The organism is Silvibacterium acidisoli, from assembly GCA_022870745.1.
Lineage (GTDB): Bacteria > Acidobacteriota > Terriglobia > Terriglobales > Acidobacteriaceae > Silvibacterium.
Window position 1 is genome coordinate 1291215 of sequence record CP085323.1, and the last position, 19422, is coordinate 1310636.

Below are 19422 nucleotides of genomic sequence, written 5' to 3' on the forward strand. Positions count from 1 at the left end.
CAACCCAATCAGGAGGAATGACCATGGCAGTCAACAACCTCGCTTACAGCAAAAACGGCCTCGCACTCACCGAACTCTTCGAAGGCGATATCCTCACCGCCTACCAGGACCAGGCCGGCGTCTGGACCATCGGCTACGGCCACACCGAAGGTGTAAAGCCAGGTCAGACTATATCCAGGGCCGAAGCCGAAGCTTTTCTCATGGAAGACCTCAAAATCGCCACCGCCGGCGTCAACGAAGCCGTCAGGATCAGCCTGACCCAGTCGGAATTCGACGCGCTGGTCGACTTCACCTTCAACATGGGCGCCGGAGCCTTCCGCCGGTCGTCGTTGCTGAAAGACGTCAACAACGGCAACTTCCCTGCTGCCATCCGCCAGTTCCGCCTCTGGGATCACTGCGGGGGGGTGGTCAACGAGGGACTGCTACGCCGCCGCTATGCCGAAGCTAAGGAATTTGAGAACATGGCGGGCGCAGCTTCGTAATCAAGCCAGAAAAAGCAAAGAGGCTGCCTTTCGGCAGCCTCTTTGCTTTGAGCCAGCTTATTCGGTGACGGAGTCGACGAACGCCTTGAGCTTGCGCGAGCGCGACGGGTGACGCAGTTTGCGCAGCGCCTTTGCCTCTATCTGGCGGATACGCTCACGGGTGACCTGGAAGCTCTGGCCGACCTCTTCGAGCGTGTGCTCGGAGCCGTCTTCGAGTCCGAAGCGCATCTTGATCACGCGCTCCTCGCGCGGGGTCAGGGTGCGCAGCACCTGTGAGGTGTACTCCTTCAGGTTCACGCTGATCACGGCATCGGAAGGCGATACGGCCTGGCGGTCTTCGATGAAGTCGCCAAGGTGCGAATCTTCTTCTTCGCCAATCGGCGTTTCGAGCGAGATGGGCTCCTGCGCGATCTTGAGGACCTTGCGGACCTTCGCCACAGGAATATCCATGCGGCGTGCGATCTCTTCGGAGGTAGGCTCGCGGCCAAGCTCCTGCACCAGCTGACGCGAGGTACGGATGAGCTTGTTGATCGTCTCGATCATGTGCACCGGGATACGGATCGTGCGGGCCTGGTCTGCGATAGCGCGGGTAATGGCCTGGCGGATCCACCACGTTGCGTAAGTCGAGAATTTGTAACCGCGACGGTACTCGAACTTGTCGACCGCCTTCATCAGGCCGATGTTGCCTTCCTGAATCAGGTCGAGGAACTGGAGTCCGCGGTTGGTGTACTTCTTCGCAATCGATACCACCAGTCGCAGGTTCGCCTCGATCAGCTCGCGCTTGGCGTGCTCGGCGTCCATGTCGCCCTGGATCATCTCGCGCTGGGTGCGCTTCAGCTCGGCGATGGAAACGCCGGCATCCTGCTCCAGCTTTTCGAGATCGATCTTGCAGTTCTTCTGCTGGCGGCGGTATTCCTTCTTGAGCTCTTCGCTCTTCGACTGGTCAAACTTCTGGTCGAGGGTGCGAACCTGGCGCTCGAGCGTACGCATCACATCGACGGTCTTGTTGACCTTGTCGAGCAGACGCTTGCGCTCGGCGTTCGTGTACTTCAGGTCACGAACAATGCGCGATACTTCGACCTTCTCACGGCCGATGAGCCAGCGGGTCTTGCGATGCTCCTTGGCTTTCGCCTTGGGGTTGATCGTGGCCAGCTTCTCTTCGAACGCCGCTTCCTTCTTCTGGTGCTTGACCAGCGTATCGATGCGGGTGACGGTCTGGCGCACGCGCGCCTGCAGCACTTCTTCCGTGATCTCTTCTTCGTCGAAGATCACGACTTCCTTGATGTTGCGAACGCCACGCTTGAGGTCTTCGCCCAGGCCCACGATCTCGCGAATCACGATCGAGGAGCGCGACAGAGCCTTCATCACGCGCAGCTGGCCGCGCTCGATACGCTTGGCGATTTCTACTTCGCCTTCGCGCGTGAGCAGCGGCACGGTTCCCATCTCGCGCAGGTACATGCGGACGGGGTCATTTGTTTTTTCGAGTGTGCCAGGGGTCAGGTCGAGCTCTACATCCTCGCCCTCTTCACCTTCACTGTCAAAGGAGTCGCCACCAAGCTTGGGGCCTCCTTCCATCAGGTCGATGCCCTGACTACCAATGGTAGTGATCAGATCGTCCAGGTCGTCGGGGGACTGCATGTCTCCCGGAAGAAGATCGTTCACCTCACCGTAGGTGAGATAACCCTTCTCCTTACCCGTGTCGATCAATTTCTGGATATCATCTTCGTACTTGTCTTCAATCGCCAAGCGCGTACGTCTCCCGCGTCAATTTGTTCGGACCTGTTTGCTTGGGTCGGACAATGTGCGGTCGGGGCCAATCATGTGGCATTATCCCTGAGCGAATCCTGTCGCCGGGCGGTAGGCGCACGTCCACCAAAGACTTCTAGCATATCACGGCTATCTCGTTCAAAACCAGCGTCCTGCGGCACTCCACCGTGATCTGCACAGATCCTCAATGGATTAGATGTATAAGTCGGAAAATTGTTTCTTCTGGCGGAAGGAATGATTTGCGTTGTTGAATCGGCGAAAAAACCGCCTCAGTGTGCCGAAATGGAATAGACCAGGAAGCCGACTACGCCGAAAGCTGCCAGCAGCGCCAGGAGAAGGAATCCGCCGATTGCCAGGTTCGCTGTCCGCCGCTGATCCGGCCCGGGAACGGTAATGCCGAAGGTGTTGACGAAGAGATCGGTGAGCCACTCGAGCAGTTTCATAGGCGCTCCCAGCATACGCCGGTCGCACCAAAATGATCACCCATCTTATTCATTTTTATGACCGTTAATCGAGTTCGCGAAGCCGGCGGGTAATTTCCTGCTGCTGCCTCATCAGCGCGGGAACATCGTCCGCGCGCCCTTGCCGTTCTGCCTCGTTTAATTGGGCGCGAACCGCACGCTGCTGCTGGGCCAGCGAGTTGCAGCGAACGGCCAACACCGCCTCCTCAACATGGCGAGGGTCCGGGTCGGCTCCGTGCACGGAAACGAAGATTTCGGCCAGTGTCCGGCGATGTTCCGGGTTCGCCAGAGACTCGAGTGCGTCAGAGCCGACCGGACGCGACCGTAATACCCCGATCAGTTCCTGCACATCCTCGCGCAGCCGGGCGAAGTCGCTCTCGTGATCGCCATAGGCAGCTTCGGCTACACGGTAAATCTCGCCGGATTGGGGCGAGCAGAAAGCCTGCAGCAGGATCTGCTCGGCGCGCGAAAGCGACGAGACGATGGAAACCTCAAGCGAATCGCGCCGTTTCGCCGCCGCCTGCTTCAGTTCTTCCCGGACCAGGGCCGAATCGATGCCAAGCTTCTGGGCGGCATCCATGGCAAACTCATCGCGGGCGATGACGTTCGGCACCCGGCGGATGTGCGGCAGCAGATAATTGAGCGCGTCGACCTTGGCCTGGGGATTCCGCGGCGGATGCAATATCCGGGCGCGTTCGATCAGGTAATCCTGGTGGCGCCGTGCACCGCGGAGAGCGGTCATGTACTCCTTTACGCCCCGCTCGCGAATGTAACGGTCCGGGTCAAGTCCCCCTTCCAGCGTCACGACCTTGACCTCGAATCCCTCTTCCGTGAGCAGGGAGATGGATTTCTCGGCGGCATTCGCGCCTGCCGTATCGGGGTCGAAGTTCACGATCACGCGGGTGGTATAGCGGCGTAAAAGCCGCACCTGTGCCTCGGTAAAAGCGGTGCCGCTGGTCGCCATCACGTTCGGAATACCGGCAAGAAAGGCAGAAATGCAGTCCATCTGCCCTTCCACCAGCAGGCCGAAGTTCGCTTCACGCATGGGCTGGCGCGCCTTATCGAGATTAAAGAGGACGTTGCCCTTGATATAAAGCGGCGTCTCGGGCGAGTTCATGTACTTCGGACCAGCCTTATCGCCGCTTTCAAGGGCACGGGCGGTAAATGCGATGACCTTGCCGGATTCATTCGCGATAGGAAACGTCACGCGCTTGCGGAAGCGCGAGTAAAGCGGGCCGGGCGAGCCATCCTCCTGCTCTTTGAAGGAAAACAGACCGGAGGCGCGCAGGGTGTCCATATCAGCCACGGATTGCAGCCGCTCGCGCAATGCGTGGAAAGACTCCGGAGCGTAGCCGATACGGAATTTTGCGATGCCCTGCTCGGTCAGTCCGCGCCCGGCGAGGTATTCGCGGGCCGTTGCACCCTCAGGCGAGCGAAGCTGCTGCTCGAACCAGGCGGTGGCGATCTCGTGGATCTCGATCAGCTTGCCGCGCTGGCGATTTTCCGCAGCTTCTTCCGGCGAGTTGAATTCGCGCTTGGGCAACGGAATGCCGCACTTGAGCGCGACGGCCTTGATCGCCTCGGGGAAGCTGACATTTTCGATCTTCTGGATGAAGGTGAAGACATCGCCCGACTGACCGCAGCCAAAGCAGTGATAGAACTGCCGCCCTACATGAACCGAAAAAGACGGCGATTTCTCAGAATGGAAGGGGCACAGGCCGCTGTAATTCTGCGCGCCAGCCTTCCGCAGACGCACGTAGTCACCAATGACCTTAAGAATGTCGGCCTGCTGCTTGACGGTCTGGGCGAAGTTTTCGGCCATGGAAGCACTTCTAAGTGTAAGGGACGATTGGCTTTCGATTGAATCGTGCAAATTATCCAATAGAATCGTATAATTTGCACATGTGGATTGAGCGAAATATCGAACCCCTTCTGAGACGCCTTGTTCGCACCAGGCCTGCCATGGTGATGACCGGCGCGCGTCAGACGGGAAAGACCTCGCTCCTTCGCCATCTGTTTCCGGATTACTCCTTCGTTTCTCTCGACTTACCCACGGAAGCGGAACAGGCCGAGAAGGAGCCGCGCGAGTTTCTGCGCCGCTATCCGCCGCCGGTGATTATCGACGAGGTCCAGTACGCGCCAGGTCTGTTCCGCCATTTGAAAGCGGAAATCGACGCGAATCGTCCTGCAAACGGGCGCTTTCTGCTGACCGGATCGCAAAAGTTCTCGCTCATGGAGCGGGTTTCGGAGTCGCTGGCGGGCCGGGCAGACATTCTCGAGCTGGAAACGCTTTCGCTGTCCGAGATTCGCCGCGCATTGCCGAAGACGACGCTGGAAACGGCGATCCTGCGCGGCGGTTTTCCGGAACTCTACGCGAACCTCGACATCGACCTGGTCTCGTTCTACAACTCGTATCTCGCGACGTACCTTGAACGCGATGTGCGCCTGCTGACGAACGTCGGCAGCCTGCGCGACTTCGAGCGGTTTATCCGCGCCTGTGCGCTACGCTCGGCCAACCTGCTGAACAAGGCCGACCTGGCGCGCGATGTGGGGATTTCTCCGTCGACGGCAAACCACTGGCTGTCGATGCTCGAGGCCTCGGGTCAGGTCGTGCTGCTGGAGCCATGGTTTTCGAACCGCACGAAGTCGCTGGTGAAAAGCCCGAAGCTCTACTTCGCCGATACGGGGCTTCTGTGCGCATTGCTCGGCATCCGCACCGAAGAAGCGCTGCGCGAGTCGCCTGCCGTGGGTGCGATCTGGGAGACGTTTGTCTTCGCGCAGCTACGCGACCGCGAGCGGCTGGCAGGGCGCCGCAACAGTCTCTTCTTCTGGCGCGACCGAACCCGGGAGGTGGATTTTCTGGTCGACGCCGGAGGCAAGTTGGAGCTATTGGAAGCCAAATGGACGGAACTGCCGGACACTGGCGACACCGCGAATCTGAATTTCGTGCGCAATGCCGTGGGCGCAAAGCATGTTCGCATGGGCGCCGTCGTTTCACGCACGCCCAATAGCTTTCCTTTCGATAACGGCCTGCGCGCCATTCCTGTTACGGAGCTGGGATAAGGCGGATTACTTCCGCTTCCAGCGGACGCCGTCCTTTGAATCTTCGATCAGGACGCCTTTTTCCGCCAGTTCATTTCTTATCTGGTCGGCGAGGGCGAAGTTGCGCGCGCGCTTGGCGGCAGTGCGCTTGTCGACGAGCGCCTGAATCTCTTCGTCGCCGAGCGCATTTTGCGCCAGCAACTCCGGCGATACCTGGTCGAGGCGATTTTCACGTGCAGCCCAGTCGAGGGCAAACTTTGTCCACCTGGCGTCATTGTCTTCGAGCACGGCGAAGACCGCATCGAACTGGCTTAGCAGATCGAGCATCTGCGTTACGTTTTCTGCGCCCAGCTTCTTTGCGTCGATCGCGGCATTGCCGGCGCGCACCAGGTCGAAGATCGCAGCGCGTGCTTCGGCAGTGTTCAGATCGTTCGAAAGCGCCTCGAAAAAGTTCCGGCGGCAGCGTGCGGTTTCGTCGGCGAGTTCCGGATTGGTCTCCGTACCGGCCTGCGCTGAACGCACGCGGTCGCGGAAGGTGCGCAGACGCTCGACGGCGCCGGTCTCTGCGGCGAGTCCGTCAAAGGTGAAATTGAGCTGCTGGCGATAGGGCACCGAAATCAGCAGCATGCGGATGGCAGAGGCCTTATAGCCCTTGAGCAGAAGATCGCGAAGAGTATAGAAATTCCCTTCCGACTTCGACATCTTTCTGCCTTCGACCAGCAGGAAGCGCACATGGAACCAGTGGCGCGCGAAGCACTTGTGCGAGGCAGACTCCGACTGCGCGATCTCGTTCTCGTGGTGCGGGAACATGAGATCCTCGCCGCCCGCATGCAGATCGAGGCCGTCGCCCAGGAACTTCGTTGCCATGGCAGAGCACTCGATATGCCAGCCTGGCCGTCCCGGACCGAGCGATGTCTCCCAGTGGTACTCGCCGGGCTTCGGGGCCTTCCACAGGGCAAAGTCGCGGGCGGAGTCCTTGTCGTACTCGTCTACATCGACGCGTGCGCCATCGGTGATGCCGCTGAAGTCTTTCTTCGAGAGCTTGCCGTATTCGGGAAACTTCGCGATGCGGAAGTACCAGGAGCCGTCTTCGGTCTTGTACGCGTAGTCCTGCTTCGCGAGATCCTCGATGAGTTCGACCATGGAAGGGATGTTTTCCGTGGCACGCGCAATCACTTCGGGCTTCTCGACAGAGAGTGCGTCGAGATCTTCGAAGAACGCATTTTCAAAACGCGGTGTGTATTCGCCGATGGGAACACCTGCCGCCGCCGCATTGCGGATGATCTTGTCATCCACGTCGGTGATGTTCATCACGTGGCGCGGTGCGATGCCCTGGAGCTTGAGGAACCGGCGCAGCACATCTACCTGCAGGAAGGTGCGGAAGTTGCCGATGTGGCCATAGTCGTAAACAGTCGGCCCACAGGCATACATGCGCAGCTCATTACCATCTACAGGTGCCAGTTCTTCTACCTGGCTGGTAAGGGTATTAAAAAGTCGGAGGGTCATGCGTGCGTCGGGCGGGCTCTCAGAAAAATATGTCGCGGTCCAGCGATTCTGCTTACCGTCCGATTTTATTCTGTTTTGCCCATCTTCGCTTGCGTCCTCCCCATTCACGGCCTTTTCATCACCGGCTTGCCCTTATCGCTCCATTCGATATAGCCCATGGGAGTGAAGTGGTCATGGGTGAACAGCACCAGCCATTTTTCCGGAATCGCTCGCGCGTAGAAGCGTTTGCGCTGTTCGATACACGTTAAAGGATCGAGGTCGTAGCTCATTCCCCAGGTCAGATCGAGATGGGCGCTGGTAGGAATGAGATCGGCGATGTAGCAGGCTCGCTTCCCTTCTGAATCGATGTTCACTGCTAGCAACTGCGAGGTGTGGCCGGGATAGCACTCGACCGAGATGCCCGGCACAATCGATTCCTCCTGGCCAGGTTTTGTATCGAGAAGAGTCATCTGCCCGCTCTCGATAAGCGGATCGTAATTTGCGCTGATGTAACTGACGGCATCCCGCTCGAGTTGTAGATGGCCGTGCTCGACTTCTCCGCGATGGACGATGTAGCGCGCATTCGGGAAGGTCGGAACGATCCTGCCATCCGGAGTCAGCGTCGTATTCCACCCGCAATGATCGAAGTGCAGGTGCGTATTGATGACGACATCAACTTCTTCAGGCCGGATGCCCGCCTCTTGGAACGAATAAGGCAGCTGCTGCTTCGCATCGAAGATTGCCCGCTGTTTCTCCGCCAGCTTGTTGCCTAGCCCCGTCTCAATGACCACGGTATGTTTGCCAGTGCGCACAACGACGGTATTCGTGCCGAGCGTCACGCGGTTTTGCGAATCGGCAGGCAGTCGCTTCTCCCACATGCTTTTGGGAACCACTCCAAACATCGCGCCCCCATCCATGTAAAAGCTGCCATCGCTCAGGAGGGTGAGTTCAAAGTTGGCAAAAGATTGCACGATGGGCTTCCGCTCGGACGATACTTTTTCACTCATGAGAACAGTCTCCTGCTTCATTGCCGGCCCGGATCAAATGTAACCGTCAAAATCCACAATGCACTGAAACCGTGGTAGACGCAAATCACGTACCCCACTGCTAAGAACGCTTTTTAAAACACCAGGAAAAACCTGTCTCCGCAGTAACAGGGATCAAAACGTCGAAGGGGGTTTTTCCTGCATCTGCAGGATATGCAGAATCACATGCGCGAGACGATCGACCAGGGCGTGGGCAATCCGAAGGATAAGCAGGGATAGGGCGGCCTACCGGCTGCTCCTGCGCCGTCGACCTGGGAACGAAGAAGAGCTACGTCTACCAGGAGATAAAGATCACCTTCAAAGCGGGCAAGGTCAGCGACGTCGAATGACCCTGCACGCAAATAGAAGAAGCCCGGATGCGGTCTGCATCCGGGCTTCTTCTATTTACTACCGCTACTGTTGCTTGTTCTTCACGTACATCTCGAATTGCTGCAGAAGACGGTTATTCAACTCCATCTGCGGAAGTGCACCGGCGACAGAGTGAGTCTTACGCGGAAAGACGTTGTAATCGTACGGAACGCCTGCATCGATCAGCTTCTGGATGTACTGAATCGTATTTGCGAAGTGCACATTGTCGTCGCCCGTGCCATGAAAAATAAGCAGGTGACCTTTCAGGTTTTGCGCGCTGTTAACGACGGAGTCGTCTTGATATGCCTTCGCATTTTCCTCCGGCAGGCCCATGTAGCGCTCCGTGTAGATCGAGTCATAGTTGCGCCAGTCAGTAACCGGCGCGCCGGATGAGCCCGCAAGGAAACGGTCGCTGTGCGACAGCGCATAGAGCGTGAACGTGCCACCCCAGCTCCATCCCCACCAGCCCATACGATGCCCATCTAGCTGCGGATATTTCGCCAGCACCTGGTCGACCGATGCGAGCTGATCGGCGAGCTCAGGAGGACCGAAGTTGTGGTATGCCGCCTGCTCGAAATCGCGTCCCCGTCCGCCCATGCCACGGTTATCGACGCGCAGCACAGCGAAGCCGTGCTCAGCCAGCAACTGATCAAAAAACAGTGTCCGGCTGCGCCACGCATTCTTCGCCATCCCCACATCCGGACCGCCATAGGGATTCACCAGCAGCGGCACGCTGGCCGGTGCAGTCGCGTTTTGCGGCAACTGCAGCGTGCCATAGAGCTTTGTCCTTCCATCCGCGGCAGTCAGTTCAAGGCTCACCGGCGGAACGATAGTGTGTCCTGCGACTGGATGTGACTTCCAGAATGGATTGCAGTCGCCCTTTGCGGTACAGAAGCTTACAGTCGGCGGCTCGAGACGGCTCGATGTGTTGTCGATAAACGCAGCGCCCTTGAAAGGGAAATCCGGATTGTGGACACCCTCGGTGCGCGTGACGCGGTGCTTGTTCGATCCGTCGAGCTGCACAGCCCACACCTGCTCTTCAAGCGGGCCGCTTTCATTCGAGACATAGTAGACCGTGCCGGTACCTTCGTCGATCGTGCCAACCTTTGTAGCTTCATAGGGACCGCTCTCGAGCTGATTCATCAGCTTCGCCTCTTCAGCCAGCGGGTGTTCGGCGTTGTAGCTATAGCGATAAAGATGCGTGTAGCCATCGCGCCAGCTCTGGACGAGGAACTGGTGATTATGCAGGAAGGCCACGTCGTAAGAGGTGGTGAAATACTTCGGCTCCGTTTGAGCGAGAACCTTTTTCACCTCGCCGGTGTGACTGTCGGCAAAATAAATGTCCTCATGCTTCTGATCGCGGGTGAGCGTCTCAATCCAGACCGTGTTGGCATCCACCCAGCCGAATCGTGGAATGTAATCGTCACCGGCACGAATTGGCAGCTCGATCCAACGCGTTGCGCTACCCGTGGCATCGACAACGCCAACGCGCACCGCGGGGTTTGCATCGCCGGGCTGCGGATAGCGCTGCTCATCGATCGTTGCGTGTGTCGGAATCCAGTCCGTGATGGGATAAAGCGGCACCTTCGACTCGTCCATCTGCAGGTAAGCCAGCTGCTTCGAGTCCGGTGACCAGAAATAGTTGCTGCGCACGTTCAGCTCTTCCAGGTAGACCCAATCGATCTCGCCGTTCAGCCTGGTCTCTTCGGTCGTATTGGTCAGCTGCACCGGCTCCGCGTGATTCTGCACCGGCTGCACGAAGAGGTTGTGATGGCGAACGTAAGAGATGTGCGAACCATCGGGTGAGAACTTGGGGTCATCGCCGCTCTGCATGCCCGTGTCGCCTACCTGCAGGCCTGCGCCGCTCTCATCCTTCGTGATGTCGTAAAGCCACAGTTCGCCATTGGTATCGAAGAGCACATGTTGCGAGTCCGGCGACCAGATGTAGTCCGGCTGACCGTAACGCGAACGGTGGTCTGCATCTTTCTCCGAGACCTGGGCATGTAGAAGCCGCGAAATCTTGGGCGCGGCAATCAGCGTGCTCAGCTTGCCGTCGGCGACGCGCACCTGCATGACACTGCCCTTATCGTCGAGGTACGTCGCTCGTTCGCCATCAGGGGACCAGCTGATCCCGTCCGGCGGATTTCCTGTGAGGCTTCCGCCGCCGAAGACCTCCTTTATCGTCCAGGGGTGGTTCGACTGGGCAAAGGTGACTGAAAAGCAGGCCAGCGTCACATGACAGGCAAGCAGGGTGCGAAGAAACCTCAAGGGAACTCCAGGAAAAAGGATCTGCCCCGCGTGGGGAAGTACGATTACGGGGAAACAAAATTTTACCTGAGCCGGGCGGCTATGCTGCCGGCGTATACTTCGCAGCCGGTAAGGCCAAGCTGCTAAACTGCCATCTTTAAGCGGATAGAACATGAACGAACAGATAGAGACACTGATTTTCGCGCAGGACGCAGAGCAGGAAATCGCCCGGCTGCGCACCCAGATGGCGGCTGTTCCCAACCGCATCGCTGCGCTCGACAAAAGCCTCGGGGAACGAACGAGGGCTGTAGAACAGGCTGAAAAGTCAATCAAGGAAGAAGAGGTCCGCCGCCGGCGCTTCGAGAGCGACATCAAGGATCAACAGCAGCGCATCGTGAAGTTTCGCGACCAGCTGAGCAGCGTCAAGACCAACGAGCAGTACACTGCGCTCCAACACGAAATTGCTTTCGCAGAGGCAGCCATCCGGAAGATCGAGGACAGCGAACTCGAAAGCATGGAGCTCTCCGAAAAGATCGAAAGCAGCCTGTCTTCAGCGAAGGCCGGACTCGCCGATCATACAAAAGCGACAGAACTCGACAAAGTCGCCGCACGTGAGGAGCTGGCAGGCCTGCAGGCAAAGCTGAAGGGACTCGAGCAGGAGCGGCTACGTCTGCGCTCCTCCGTCGACGAAGGATTGCTTGCGACCTTCGATCGCATCGCGAAAGGCCGCGGCACAGCAATCGCACGCGTGCGCGATCAGCGATGCACTGCCTGCCAGATGGCCCTGCGCCCCCAGATGTGGAACCAGGTGCGGAATGGCGAGGTGATGCCCTGCGAAAGCTGCGCACGCCTGCTTTACTACGATTCGGAACTGGAGTCGTTACAGAAGAACAGGAACTGACGATGAAACGGATCTGTATCGATATGGACGAAGTGCTCGCCGATACGCTCTCGGAGCATATTGCACGCTATAACCTGGAGCACACTGAGGCGATCACCAAGGCGGACCTTCACGGCAAGTGGCTGTGGCAGATCGTTTCAACCGACAAACACGAGCGACTGGCAGGATATCTGCACTCCGAAGATTTTTTTGAAGACCTGGAAGTGTTTGCGGACAGCCAGCGCGTGGTGCGCGAGTTGGCAAAGCATTACGAGGTATACATCGCAACCGCGGCGATGGAGTTTCCCAACTCTTTCGGGCCGAAGTACCGCTGGCTGCGCAAGCACTTCCCCTACCTGCAGCCCACGCACTTCATCTTCTGCGGAGATAAATCCATTCTGAATGCGGACTTCCTGATCGATGACCAGCCCAGAAATTTTCGCCGCTTTTCCGGCGAAGGAATTTTGTACACCGCTCCGCACAACCTGGGGGTTACAGGCTACCGCCGTGTAGATAACTGGCAACAGGTAGCCCGCCTGTTCAATGTCGGATCGTTTAACTAACGCCTATTCGGCGACAGCGTTTCCGATCGATCTCAGGTTCGTCGGTCTTTCCCCCGAACGCATTGAAGTGCCTGGTTGCGGCGCCGGAGCTTGTCCTGGCAGACGCCCAGCGCCGATCGCAGAACCCAGCGGACGCAGTTGCATCGCGGTCTGCGGAACATGGGGCTGGTGCATGGTCACAATCAGGGCCACCGCAGAGTTCGCGCCCAGGCAACGGTAGGCGTGGGGCGTGCTGGCATCGAAATAGACGCTGTCGCCTACGCCCATGGTGTGGACCTTGTCGCCGTGCTTGATCTCCAGTTCACCCTCGAGCATGAATAGAAACTCGTACCCTGGGTGCACGTGTGGACGAATCTCCGTCGCCGACTTCAGAGGGATGAATTCCGCGTAATACGGGTCCAGATGGCGGTCGGGAACCATATAGCCGAGGCTCTCGAAATAGTAGGTCGGGTCATCCACTCCTGTTTGAGGGAGACGGACGCGCTCGTTTCTACGATGAATACGGAAAAGCGTGTGTGGTTCCGGCTCAAAAAAGTGCGAGAGATCTTTGCTGAATACCATCGCGATACGCGCAAGATTGCGCAGCGTGGGTACGACGCGGCCCGTCTCCAGCTGAGACAGGAAGCTGGCGGACAAGCCGGTATGCTTGCCCAGCTCCACGAGCCCCATGGATTTTTTCAAACGTAGCCGCTTGATGCGCTCCCCAATGCGCCGCTCGGCGATGAACGCCTCGGCCGTGGCAGGATCGATGCGGATATTGGCTGCATCCGCGCGCGGATTCGAGACTTGAGAGGTAATTCTTTCGGGCCTGTTCGTCATCGTGGAAACCTCGCGTTCGTATTACAGATGCTTGGGAAACACTCTATTTTATCTTACAAATATATCTTTTGATGTAGCTAAATAAAACGCAACCCGCTGTATTCGCTTCGATTCTTATTGCTCATGGAAAGGTTGACGCGAAATCAACCCTCGGAGCAAAAAATTCTTGTCAGTGGCGCTTCGGGGCTTATCGGTACTGGCATAGTACGAGTTGCCAATGCCAAACGGATTCAGATATTTGAACTTTCACGAAAAAAATCTTCCGATCCCAGGGTTATCCACTGGAACTACGAGGCATCCGAGCCCGTTTCCGAATTTGACCGGGCACGCCTTGAGGGTATGAGTGCGGCCATCCACCTGTCCGGAGCCAATCTCAACTCTCACCGCTGGACCGATTCCTACAAAAAAGAGATCGTCGAGTCGCGAACCCAGTCGACTCGTGGGCTGATCCGGGTCTTCTCGCAACTGAAACAGCCGCCGGAGACATTCCTGTGCGCTTCCGCCACAGGGATTTACGGCGATCGCGGCGACGATCCGGTTACTGAAGACTCGCCTGTTGGGAGCGGCTTTCTGGCAGAGGTTTGCGCGCTCTGGGAAAAAGAAGCCGGCCGTGCCAGGGAGCTCGGTATCCGGACAATCAGCACACGGTTTGGCGTGGTTCTTGCCAAGGAGGGCGGGGCGTTACAGGAGATGCTTCGGATCTTCCGGCTGGGGCTTGGCGGCAAACTTGGCTCCGGCCAGCAGTGGATGAGCTGGATTGCTCTCGAAGATCTGATATCGGCGATCTTCTACCTGCTCCAGTCGGATCGTCTTTCGGGTCCAGTGAACCTGGTCGCGCCGGAGCCGGTCAGAAATATCGAATTCACGAGGACCCTGGCCGGAGTGCTGCATCGCCCAGCGTTCTTTGCTGCTCCCGCCTTCGCTCTACGGATCGGCCTGGGTGAAATGGCGGACGAGGCATTGCTCGCGTCCACTCGTGCCTTGCCCGTGAAGCTGTACCAGGACGGCTTCCGTTTCCGGTTACCTGAGCTGGAGCCGGCTCTTAAAACCCTTCTGCGCTGATGGCCATTCGTTCAGTGCACGATGCGGCTCTGAACGAAGCTGCCCAGTTCCGGGGGCACGATGAGCATTTCACGCGTTTCCCCAAACCGGAACGGCTTGAGTACATAGGAGCAGCCCTGGCGTCCGCTCACATCCGCGAATACAGCACCGTCCCAGAAGAGCTTCCTGAGTTCTTCCTCGCTGCCGAAGTGCTCCCTGCTTCTATCGGAGAGCTCGGACAGAACGGCTGGACGATCTTCGAGAATGTGCCTGCTCAGACCTCGAAAAACGAATTCTTCAAAGCCTTCCACATCCACTTTCAATAGATCCACGCGAGTACATCCAATCTCATCGAGCAGATCGTCTCCCTTGCGAATCTGCAGATCGATGGGATCTTTATATTCGACGTCGGGCTCGGGGACGAAGGTACCGATACCGGAATTGTTTGACTTGCCGGCGTGGAATTTCATCACCTCGTCGGTCGCACCCAGCGCGTAAGGACTGACAAGAACATTGGACAGATTGTTCAGGCTGATCTGCTTCTCCAACACCGTGCAGGTGCTCTTCACCGGCTCAAAGGAGTACACCTTGTCGGCCCGTACAGACATAAACAGGGAATGCTGGCCTACATTCGCGCCGACATCGATGAAATGCAGCGCCCCCCGCCGCGTGCGGATTTCCTTGCCCAATGCGTCCAGCAGACACAACTCGCAATAACTGTAGCTACGATAGGCGAAAATGACCCAGTCGATGAACCGGGCCAGATCTCCTCGATAACGCAGCCCGAAAAAATCCACCTCATACAAAAAGTGCTGGCCTGCATCAGGAGACCAGATTTTGCGAAGTAAAAGATCCTGGCCGCGCGGTATCCAGGTCTGCTTACCGAGCCAACGGAGGAGCTTGAGACGCGCGGGCAGCGCCGACTCATGGGTGAAAGGCGATTCAGATGTCGATACGGATGTGGATGTCGTACTTGACGCCATAGCTACACCTCGAACGGGGATATCATGAGGGCCGGCGCAATGACGTTCTGTGCGCGGAGAGATATTAGCACGCGAGCCAGAATCGTTCCGGGCACAGGCGCCCCTCCCGTTGACGGTCTGCTACGCTGGAACTGGCATGAACGTCTCATCTCGCTCTGCGGCTGCGCTGGTTTGCCTGCCGCTCCTGTTGCTCGCTGGTTGCGGTATGCCTGCTGCACCTGCTCCTCCATCACTTAAACTGCCGCAGCCGCCTACGGACCTGGCCGGATCCCGGACAGGAAACGAAGTACATCTGAGCTGGACCATGCCCCGGCGGACTACAGACAAGGTTCTACTAAAAGGCGAACAACAGGCGCGCATCTGCCGCCATCTGGGCGCCGGTCCGTGCCAGGCTGCCGGCGTTGCGTCGTATCCGCCAGAGAAGCCCGCTGTGTATATCGACCATTTGCCGGCAGACATTACATCGGGCAATCCGCGTCCGCTTTCCTACACCGTCGAGCTGCTGAACCACGCGGGAAAGACAGGCGGTCCTTCGAACACCATCCAGCTTGCCGCGGGCGCTTCCCTGCCGAAGATCGAAGCTCTGGTGGCTACGGCGCGCCCTGACGGCATCCTGCTTAAATGGACCCCGGTTGCAGGCGCAGACTCGCTGATTCGTATTCACAGGACGATGAAGCTGGCGCAGCCTGCTAAAGACGCCAGCAAAGATGCCAAAGCCCAGCCGAAGCCTCCAGAGCCGGACACCCTGGAAGTGGAGGATAACGGACGCGCCGAGGTTATCGACCGCACCGCCGCGCTCGACAACACCTACACCTATACCGTTGCGCGAGTGCTGAAAGTCCACGTCGCCTCCGGAGCTTCGGAGATCGTTGGCGAGACGAGCGATCCTTACACGATTGACGCGAAGGATATCTTTCCACCAAACGTTCCGGATGGATTGCAGGCGGTTGCGGATCCCGATGCGAAAGCGATCGATCTTTCCTGGGCGCCAGGCGCAGAGAACGATCTGGCCGGATACCTGGTTTATCGGCGCGATGTTGGCGGTACCGGACAAGCCGAACGCATCTCCGGTGCGAAACCTGAAATGTCTCCCTCGTTCCGCGATCTTCACATCGAGGCGGGACACCGCTACGCTTACTCGGTAAGCGCTGTCGATAAAGACGGCAACGAGAGCAGGCGCTCTGGAGAAGCGGAAGAAGCTTTGCCCTGACGCCATCCTGACCCTGGAGTGCTGCGATGAGATATTGCCGTTTTCAGACCGACGCAGGACCACAATATGGCGAGGTCGTCGACCGCTCGGGAGAGCCCTGGATCGAGCGATTATTGCCTCCTTTCGAGGAAGACCCCTGGACCGCTCTCGCCGGCCGTCCATTCCAACCGATTCCGCTGGCCGCGGCACGACTCCTGGCTCCGGTGGTGCCGCGCAAGATCGTCTGCATAGGCCGCAACTACAAGGACCATGCTGCCGAGCTCGGCAACGACGTTCCCCGGGAACCTCTGCTCTTCCTGAAGCCATCCTCTTCCCTGATTGGCCCAAACGAGGCCATACGAATTCCTGCCATCTCGCAACGCGTGGACTTCGAAGGCGAGATTGCGATTGTGATCGGCCGAAGAGCATTCGCGATCGGCCCCGATGAGGATGTACGCAGCTATATTCGTGGATACACAATCGTGAACGATGTGACCGCTCGCGACCTGCAGAAGTCCGATGGGCAATGGTCTCGCGCGAAGGGGTTCGATACCTTCTGCCCTGCGGGCCCTGTCGTTACGGACGAGATTGACCTGCTGGGTGAAGGCGCCGCGATTGAAACCCGCCTGAATGGCGAGGTGAAGCAGAGGGGCCACACGCTCGACCTGATCTTCCCGGTCGAGAGGCTGTTACGGCATATCTCACAGGCTATGACACTTGAGCCGGGCGATCTGATTCCGACCGGAACCCCGGCAGGTGTATCGCCGATGAAGCCCGGCGATGTTGTTGAAATCACGGTGCAGGGGGTCGGCACGCTTTCTAACCCTTTAATCGCGGCTTCATGACCTTTCCATTGGCCGATGCATCAAAATAGAGACAGGGATTCAGGTTTTTCGGATGTCGTGCGCTAGAGATGTCGTTGAACGACATTCCATTCCGACAGTCGATGACCGATAATGGAAAAGTAGCGTGGTTAAGGAGAAACAATGGCGAAGACTTTATTAGAGCAATTGCGCACGATGACGACTGTTGTCGCCGATACCGGCGACATTGATGCGATCGAAAAGGTGAAGCCGCAGGATGCGACTACCAACCCCTCGCTGATTACCGCTGCTGCACAGATGCCGCAGTACCAGCAGATCGTAGATGACACGCTGCTGGAAGCGAAGAAGACCGTTGGCGAGGATGCCAGCGATGAAGAAGTGGCGAAGGAAGCCTTTAAGCACCTTGCCATCGCCTTCGGCAAGAAGATCCTGAAGGTTATTCCGGGCCGCGTGTCGACGGAAGTCGATGCACGCCTGTCCTACGATTCCGAAAAGACGATGCAGCAGGCTCGCGACATCATCAAGCTTTACGAAGCTGCTGGTGTTTCGAAGGATCGCATCCTGATCAAGATTGCTTCGACCTGGGAAGGCATTAAGGCCGCCGAGCAGCTTGAGAAGGAAGGCATCCACTGCAACCTGACCCTGCTGTTCGGCATTCACCAGGCTGTAGCCTGCGCCGAAGCGAAGGTCACTCTGATCTCGCCCTTCGTTGGTCGTATTCTCGACTGGTACAAGAAGGACACCGGCCGCGATTACCAGGGCGCGGAAGACCCCGGCGTTCAGTCCGTCACAACCATTTACAACTACTACAAGCACTTTGGCTACAAGACAGTGGTGATGGGCGCGAGCTTCCGCAACATCGGCGAGATTCGCGAACTGGCCGGCTCTGACCTGCTGACCATCTCTCCGAATCTGTTGCACGAGTTGGAATCGGTTCAGGAAGAGCTGCCGCGCAAGCTGGATCCCGAGAAGGCGAAGAGCCTGTCGATCGAGAAGATCAACATCGACAAGGAAACCTTCGAGAAGATGCATGCCGCTGACCGCATGGCGCACGACAAGCTGAAGGAAGGTATCGAAGGCTTCTCGAAGGCCCTCGAAACGCTCGAGCAGCTGCTTGCCAAGCGCGTTGCTGAAATCAGCGACAAGGCAGTTGCTGCCAAGTAAAAAGTAGGCGTTTGATGCACAAAAAAGAGGACGCGTTGGAAGCGCGTCCTCTTTTTATTTCCCTAAAACAATCTGCAACTTTTTCTAATCCATTACCGCGGCTGCCCCGTTACCCAAGCACGCAAGGAATCCATTCGCTTGTGGAGAGGTCGTCGTGGACACACTCGAAAGCCTGGTACAGAAAGCACTCTCTCGCAGAACGTTTCTTGCTGGCGCTGGAACCGCAGCAGCCGGCACGCTGATCGCAGGATGTGGAGGCAGCAGCTCAACGCCTGCTCCGACTCCAACTCCTACCCCCACCCCAACTCCGACTCCCTCTGTTACGGACGCGGACGTTCTGAACTTCGCTCTGAATCTCGAATATCTTGAAGCAGAATTTTATCTTCGTGCCGCCACCGGGCAAGGATTGTCTTCCTCCGATGCCGGCTCCGGAGCAGGCGCTGTCACCGGCGGCGGTCAGGTCACCTTTCCCACCGCGGCCATGCAGCAGTACGCCTACGAGATTGCCCAGGATGAGTTGAACCACGTACGCTTCCTTCGCCAGGCTCTCGGCTCGGCTGCCGTTGCTCGCCCGGCAATCGATCTGATGAACAGCTTTACCGGGCTCGCGTCTCTGGCGGGAATCTCAGGCGGGTTGAACCCGTTTGCCGATGCAAACCAGTTCCTCGTCGGCGCCTTCGTATTTGAAGACGTCGGAGTCACCGCGTACCACGGCGCCGCGGGTCTGCTCAGCAGCAAGACCAACCTGGCTGCCGCCGCAGGCATTCTTTCCGTCGAAGCCTACCATGCCGCCACAATCCGAAGCCTGATCTACAGCCAGTCCGTCAGCTCGGGAAGCGCGACTTACCTGAACGATGCCAACGACATCTCGACCGTACGCGCATCGGTAGGTGGAGGAGAAGAAGCGCAGATCAGCGCAACCACGATCGTTGCTGCCGACTCGAACGGCATCGCCTATGAACGCAATACCAACCAGGTACTGCACATCGTGTATGCTGCGCCCGCCGGAGTCGTCAGCAAGGGCGGCTTCTTTCCAAATGGATTGAACGGCACGATTACCGCAACCACCTTATAAGGATCC

At 58.0% G+C, this 19422-nt stretch carries 17 protein-coding genes; 9 read left to right on the forward strand and 8 right to left on the reverse strand.

Annotated elements, in window-relative coordinates; translation table 11 throughout:
- Positions 1–23: 23 nt before the first annotated feature.
- Positions 24–482, forward strand: coding sequence for a lysozyme (locus tag LJD29_RS05235; protein WP_446744702.1), 459 nt, complete (start codon positions 24–26; stop codon positions 480–482).
- 57 nt (positions 483–539) lie between these two features.
- Here LJD29_RS05235 and rpoD read toward each other — a convergent pair whose 3' ends face one another.
- From rpoD to dnaG, 3 genes are all read right to left on the reverse strand, one after another.
- A complete protein-coding gene (gene rpoD, locus LJD29_RS05240; protein WP_446744703.1) occupies positions 540–2228 on the reverse strand; it encodes an RNA polymerase sigma factor RpoD in 1689 nt (562 codons plus the stop codon).
- Between the two features lie 290 nt (positions 2229–2518).
- Positions 2519–2692: a hypothetical protein gene (locus tag LJD29_RS05245; RefSeq protein ID WP_446744704.1), complete on the reverse strand. Its 174-nt coding sequence runs from the start codon at positions 2690–2692 to the stop codon at positions 2519–2521.
- Positions 2693–2756: 64 nt separating this feature from the next.
- Complete coding sequence (gene dnaG / locus LJD29_RS05250; protein WP_446744705.1) at positions 2757–4532, reverse strand: DNA primase; 1776 nt, start codon at positions 4530–4532, stop codon at positions 2757–2759.
- A gap of 140 nt (positions 4533–4672) precedes the next feature.
- Here dnaG and LJD29_RS05255 point away from each other — a divergent pair, with 140 nt between their 5' ends.
- Positions 4673–5773: an ATP-binding protein gene (locus LJD29_RS05255; protein ID WP_446744706.1), complete on the forward strand. Its 1101-nt coding sequence runs from the start codon at positions 4673–4675 to the stop codon at positions 5771–5773.
- A gap of 6 nt (positions 5774–5779) precedes the next feature.
- Here LJD29_RS05255 and cysS read toward each other — a convergent pair whose 3' ends face one another.
- From cysS to LJD29_RS05270, 3 genes are all read right to left on the reverse strand, one after another.
- Positions 5780–7258: a cysteine--tRNA ligase gene (gene cysS / locus LJD29_RS05260; RefSeq protein WP_446744707.1), complete on the reverse strand. Its 1479-nt coding sequence runs from the start codon at positions 7256–7258 to the stop codon at positions 5780–5782.
- Between the two features lie 104 nt (positions 7259–7362).
- The gene (locus LJD29_RS05265; RefSeq protein WP_446744708.1) at positions 7363–8244 is read right to left on the reverse strand and encodes an MBL fold metallo-hydrolase; all 882 of its coding nucleotides are present in this window, start codon (positions 8242–8244) and stop codon (positions 7363–7365) included.
- Positions 8245–8676: 432 nt separating this feature from the next.
- Positions 8677–10899 (reverse strand): S9 family peptidase, encoded by a 2223-nt coding sequence (locus tag LJD29_RS05270; protein WP_446744709.1) that lies wholly within the window; start codon positions 10897–10899, stop codon positions 8677–8679.
- Positions 10900–11050: 151 nt separating this feature from the next.
- Between LJD29_RS05270 and LJD29_RS05275 the strand changes: the two genes are divergently transcribed.
- On the forward strand, positions 11051–11779 hold the full coding sequence (locus LJD29_RS05275; RefSeq protein WP_446744710.1) for a zinc ribbon domain-containing protein: 729 nt from the start codon (positions 11051–11053) through the stop codon (positions 11777–11779).
- Positions 11780–11781: 2 nt separating this feature from the next.
- A complete protein-coding gene (locus tag LJD29_RS05280) occupies positions 11782–12321 on the forward strand; it encodes a 5' nucleotidase, NT5C type (protein WP_446744711.1) in 540 nt (179 codons plus the stop codon).
- A gap of 3 nt (positions 12322–12324) precedes the next feature.
- On the opposite strand, the gene LJD29_RS05285 is transcribed toward LJD29_RS05280, so the two are convergent.
- The gene (locus LJD29_RS05285) at positions 12325–13140 is read right to left on the reverse strand and encodes a helix-turn-helix domain-containing protein (protein WP_446744712.1); all 816 of its coding nucleotides are present in this window, start codon (positions 13138–13140) and stop codon (positions 12325–12327) included.
- Between the two features lie 123 nt (positions 13141–13263).
- Here LJD29_RS05285 and LJD29_RS05290 point away from each other — a divergent pair, with 123 nt between their 5' ends.
- On the forward strand, positions 13264–14202 hold the full coding sequence (locus LJD29_RS05290; RefSeq protein ID WP_446744713.1) for a TIGR01777 family oxidoreductase: 939 nt from the start codon (positions 13264–13266) through the stop codon (positions 14200–14202).
- An 11-nt stretch (positions 14203–14213) separates the two neighbouring features.
- On the opposite strand, the gene LJD29_RS05295 is transcribed toward LJD29_RS05290, so the two are convergent.
- Entirely contained in the window at positions 14214–15164 is a 951-nt protein-coding gene (locus tag LJD29_RS05295) for an FkbM family methyltransferase (protein WP_446744714.1), read from the reverse strand.
- A 136-nt stretch (positions 15165–15300) separates the two neighbouring features.
- Between LJD29_RS05295 and LJD29_RS05300 the strand changes: the two genes are divergently transcribed.
- The 4 genes from LJD29_RS05300 to LJD29_RS05315 all read left to right on the forward strand — a co-directional run bounded on the left by LJD29_RS05300 (position 15301) and on the right by LJD29_RS05315 (position 19416).
- The gene (locus tag LJD29_RS05300; RefSeq protein WP_446744715.1) at positions 15301–16374 is read left to right on the forward strand and encodes a fibronectin type III domain-containing protein; all 1074 of its coding nucleotides are present in this window, start codon (positions 15301–15303) and stop codon (positions 16372–16374) included.
- A gap of 26 nt (positions 16375–16400) precedes the next feature.
- Complete coding sequence (locus tag LJD29_RS05305; protein WP_446744716.1) at positions 16401–17198, forward strand: fumarylacetoacetate hydrolase family protein; 798 nt, start codon at positions 16401–16403, stop codon at positions 17196–17198.
- Between the two features lie 141 nt (positions 17199–17339).
- A complete protein-coding gene (locus LJD29_RS05310; protein ID WP_446744717.1) occupies positions 17340–18341 on the forward strand; it encodes a transaldolase in 1002 nt (333 codons plus the stop codon).
- A gap of 154 nt (positions 18342–18495) precedes the next feature.
- Entirely contained in the window at positions 18496–19416 is a 921-nt protein-coding gene (locus LJD29_RS05315; RefSeq protein ID WP_446744718.1) for a ferritin-like domain-containing protein, read from the forward strand.
- The last annotated feature ends 6 nt before the right edge of the window (positions 19417–19422 follow it).

Coding starts and splice junctions, on each gene's coding strand:
- LJD29_RS05290 (WP_446744713.1), top strand. CDS start 13,264: ATGGAAAGGTTGACGCGAAATCAACCCTCGGAGCAAAAAATTCTTGTC.
- LJD29_RS05280 (WP_446744711.1), top strand. CDS start 11,782: ATGAAACGGATCTGTATCGATATGGACGAAGTGCTCGCCGATACGCTC.
- LJD29_RS05310 (WP_446744717.1), top strand. CDS start 17,340: ATGGCGAAGACTTTATTAGAGCAATTGCGCACGATGACGACTGTTGTC.
- LJD29_RS05300 (WP_446744715.1), top strand. CDS start 15,301: ATGAACGTCTCATCTCGCTCTGCGGCTGCGCTGGTTTGCCTGCCGCTC.
- LJD29_RS05235 (WP_446744702.1), top strand. CDS start 24: ATGGCAGTCAACAACCTCGCTTACAGCAAAAACGGCCTCGCACTCACC.
- LJD29_RS05275 (WP_446744710.1), top strand. CDS start 11,051: ATGAACGAACAGATAGAGACACTGATTTTCGCGCAGGACGCAGAGCAG.
- LJD29_RS05295 (WP_446744714.1), bottom strand. CDS start 15,164: ATGGCGTCAAGTACGACATCCACATCCGTATCGACATCTGAATCGCCT.
- LJD29_RS05245 (WP_446744704.1), bottom strand. CDS start 2,692: ATGAAACTGCTCGAGTGGCTCACCGATCTCTTCGTCAACACCTTCGGC.
- LJD29_RS05305 (WP_446744716.1), top strand. CDS start 16,401: ATGAGATATTGCCGTTTTCAGACCGACGCAGGACCACAATATGGCGAG.
- dnaG (WP_446744705.1), bottom strand. CDS start 4,532: ATGGCCGAAAACTTCGCCCAGACCGTCAAGCAGCAGGCCGACATTCTT.
- cysS (WP_446744707.1), bottom strand. CDS start 7,258: ATGACCCTCCGACTTTTTAATACCCTTACCAGCCAGGTAGAAGAACTG.
- LJD29_RS05255 (WP_446744706.1), top strand. CDS start 4,673: ATGGTGATGACCGGCGCGCGTCAGACGGGAAAGACCTCGCTCCTTCGC.
- LJD29_RS05285 (WP_446744712.1), bottom strand. CDS start 13,140: ATGACGAACAGGCCCGAAAGAATTACCTCTCAAGTCTCGAATCCGCGC.
- LJD29_RS05265 (WP_446744708.1), bottom strand. CDS start 8,244: ATGAGTGAAAAAGTATCGTCCGAGCGGAAGCCCATCGTGCAATCTTTT.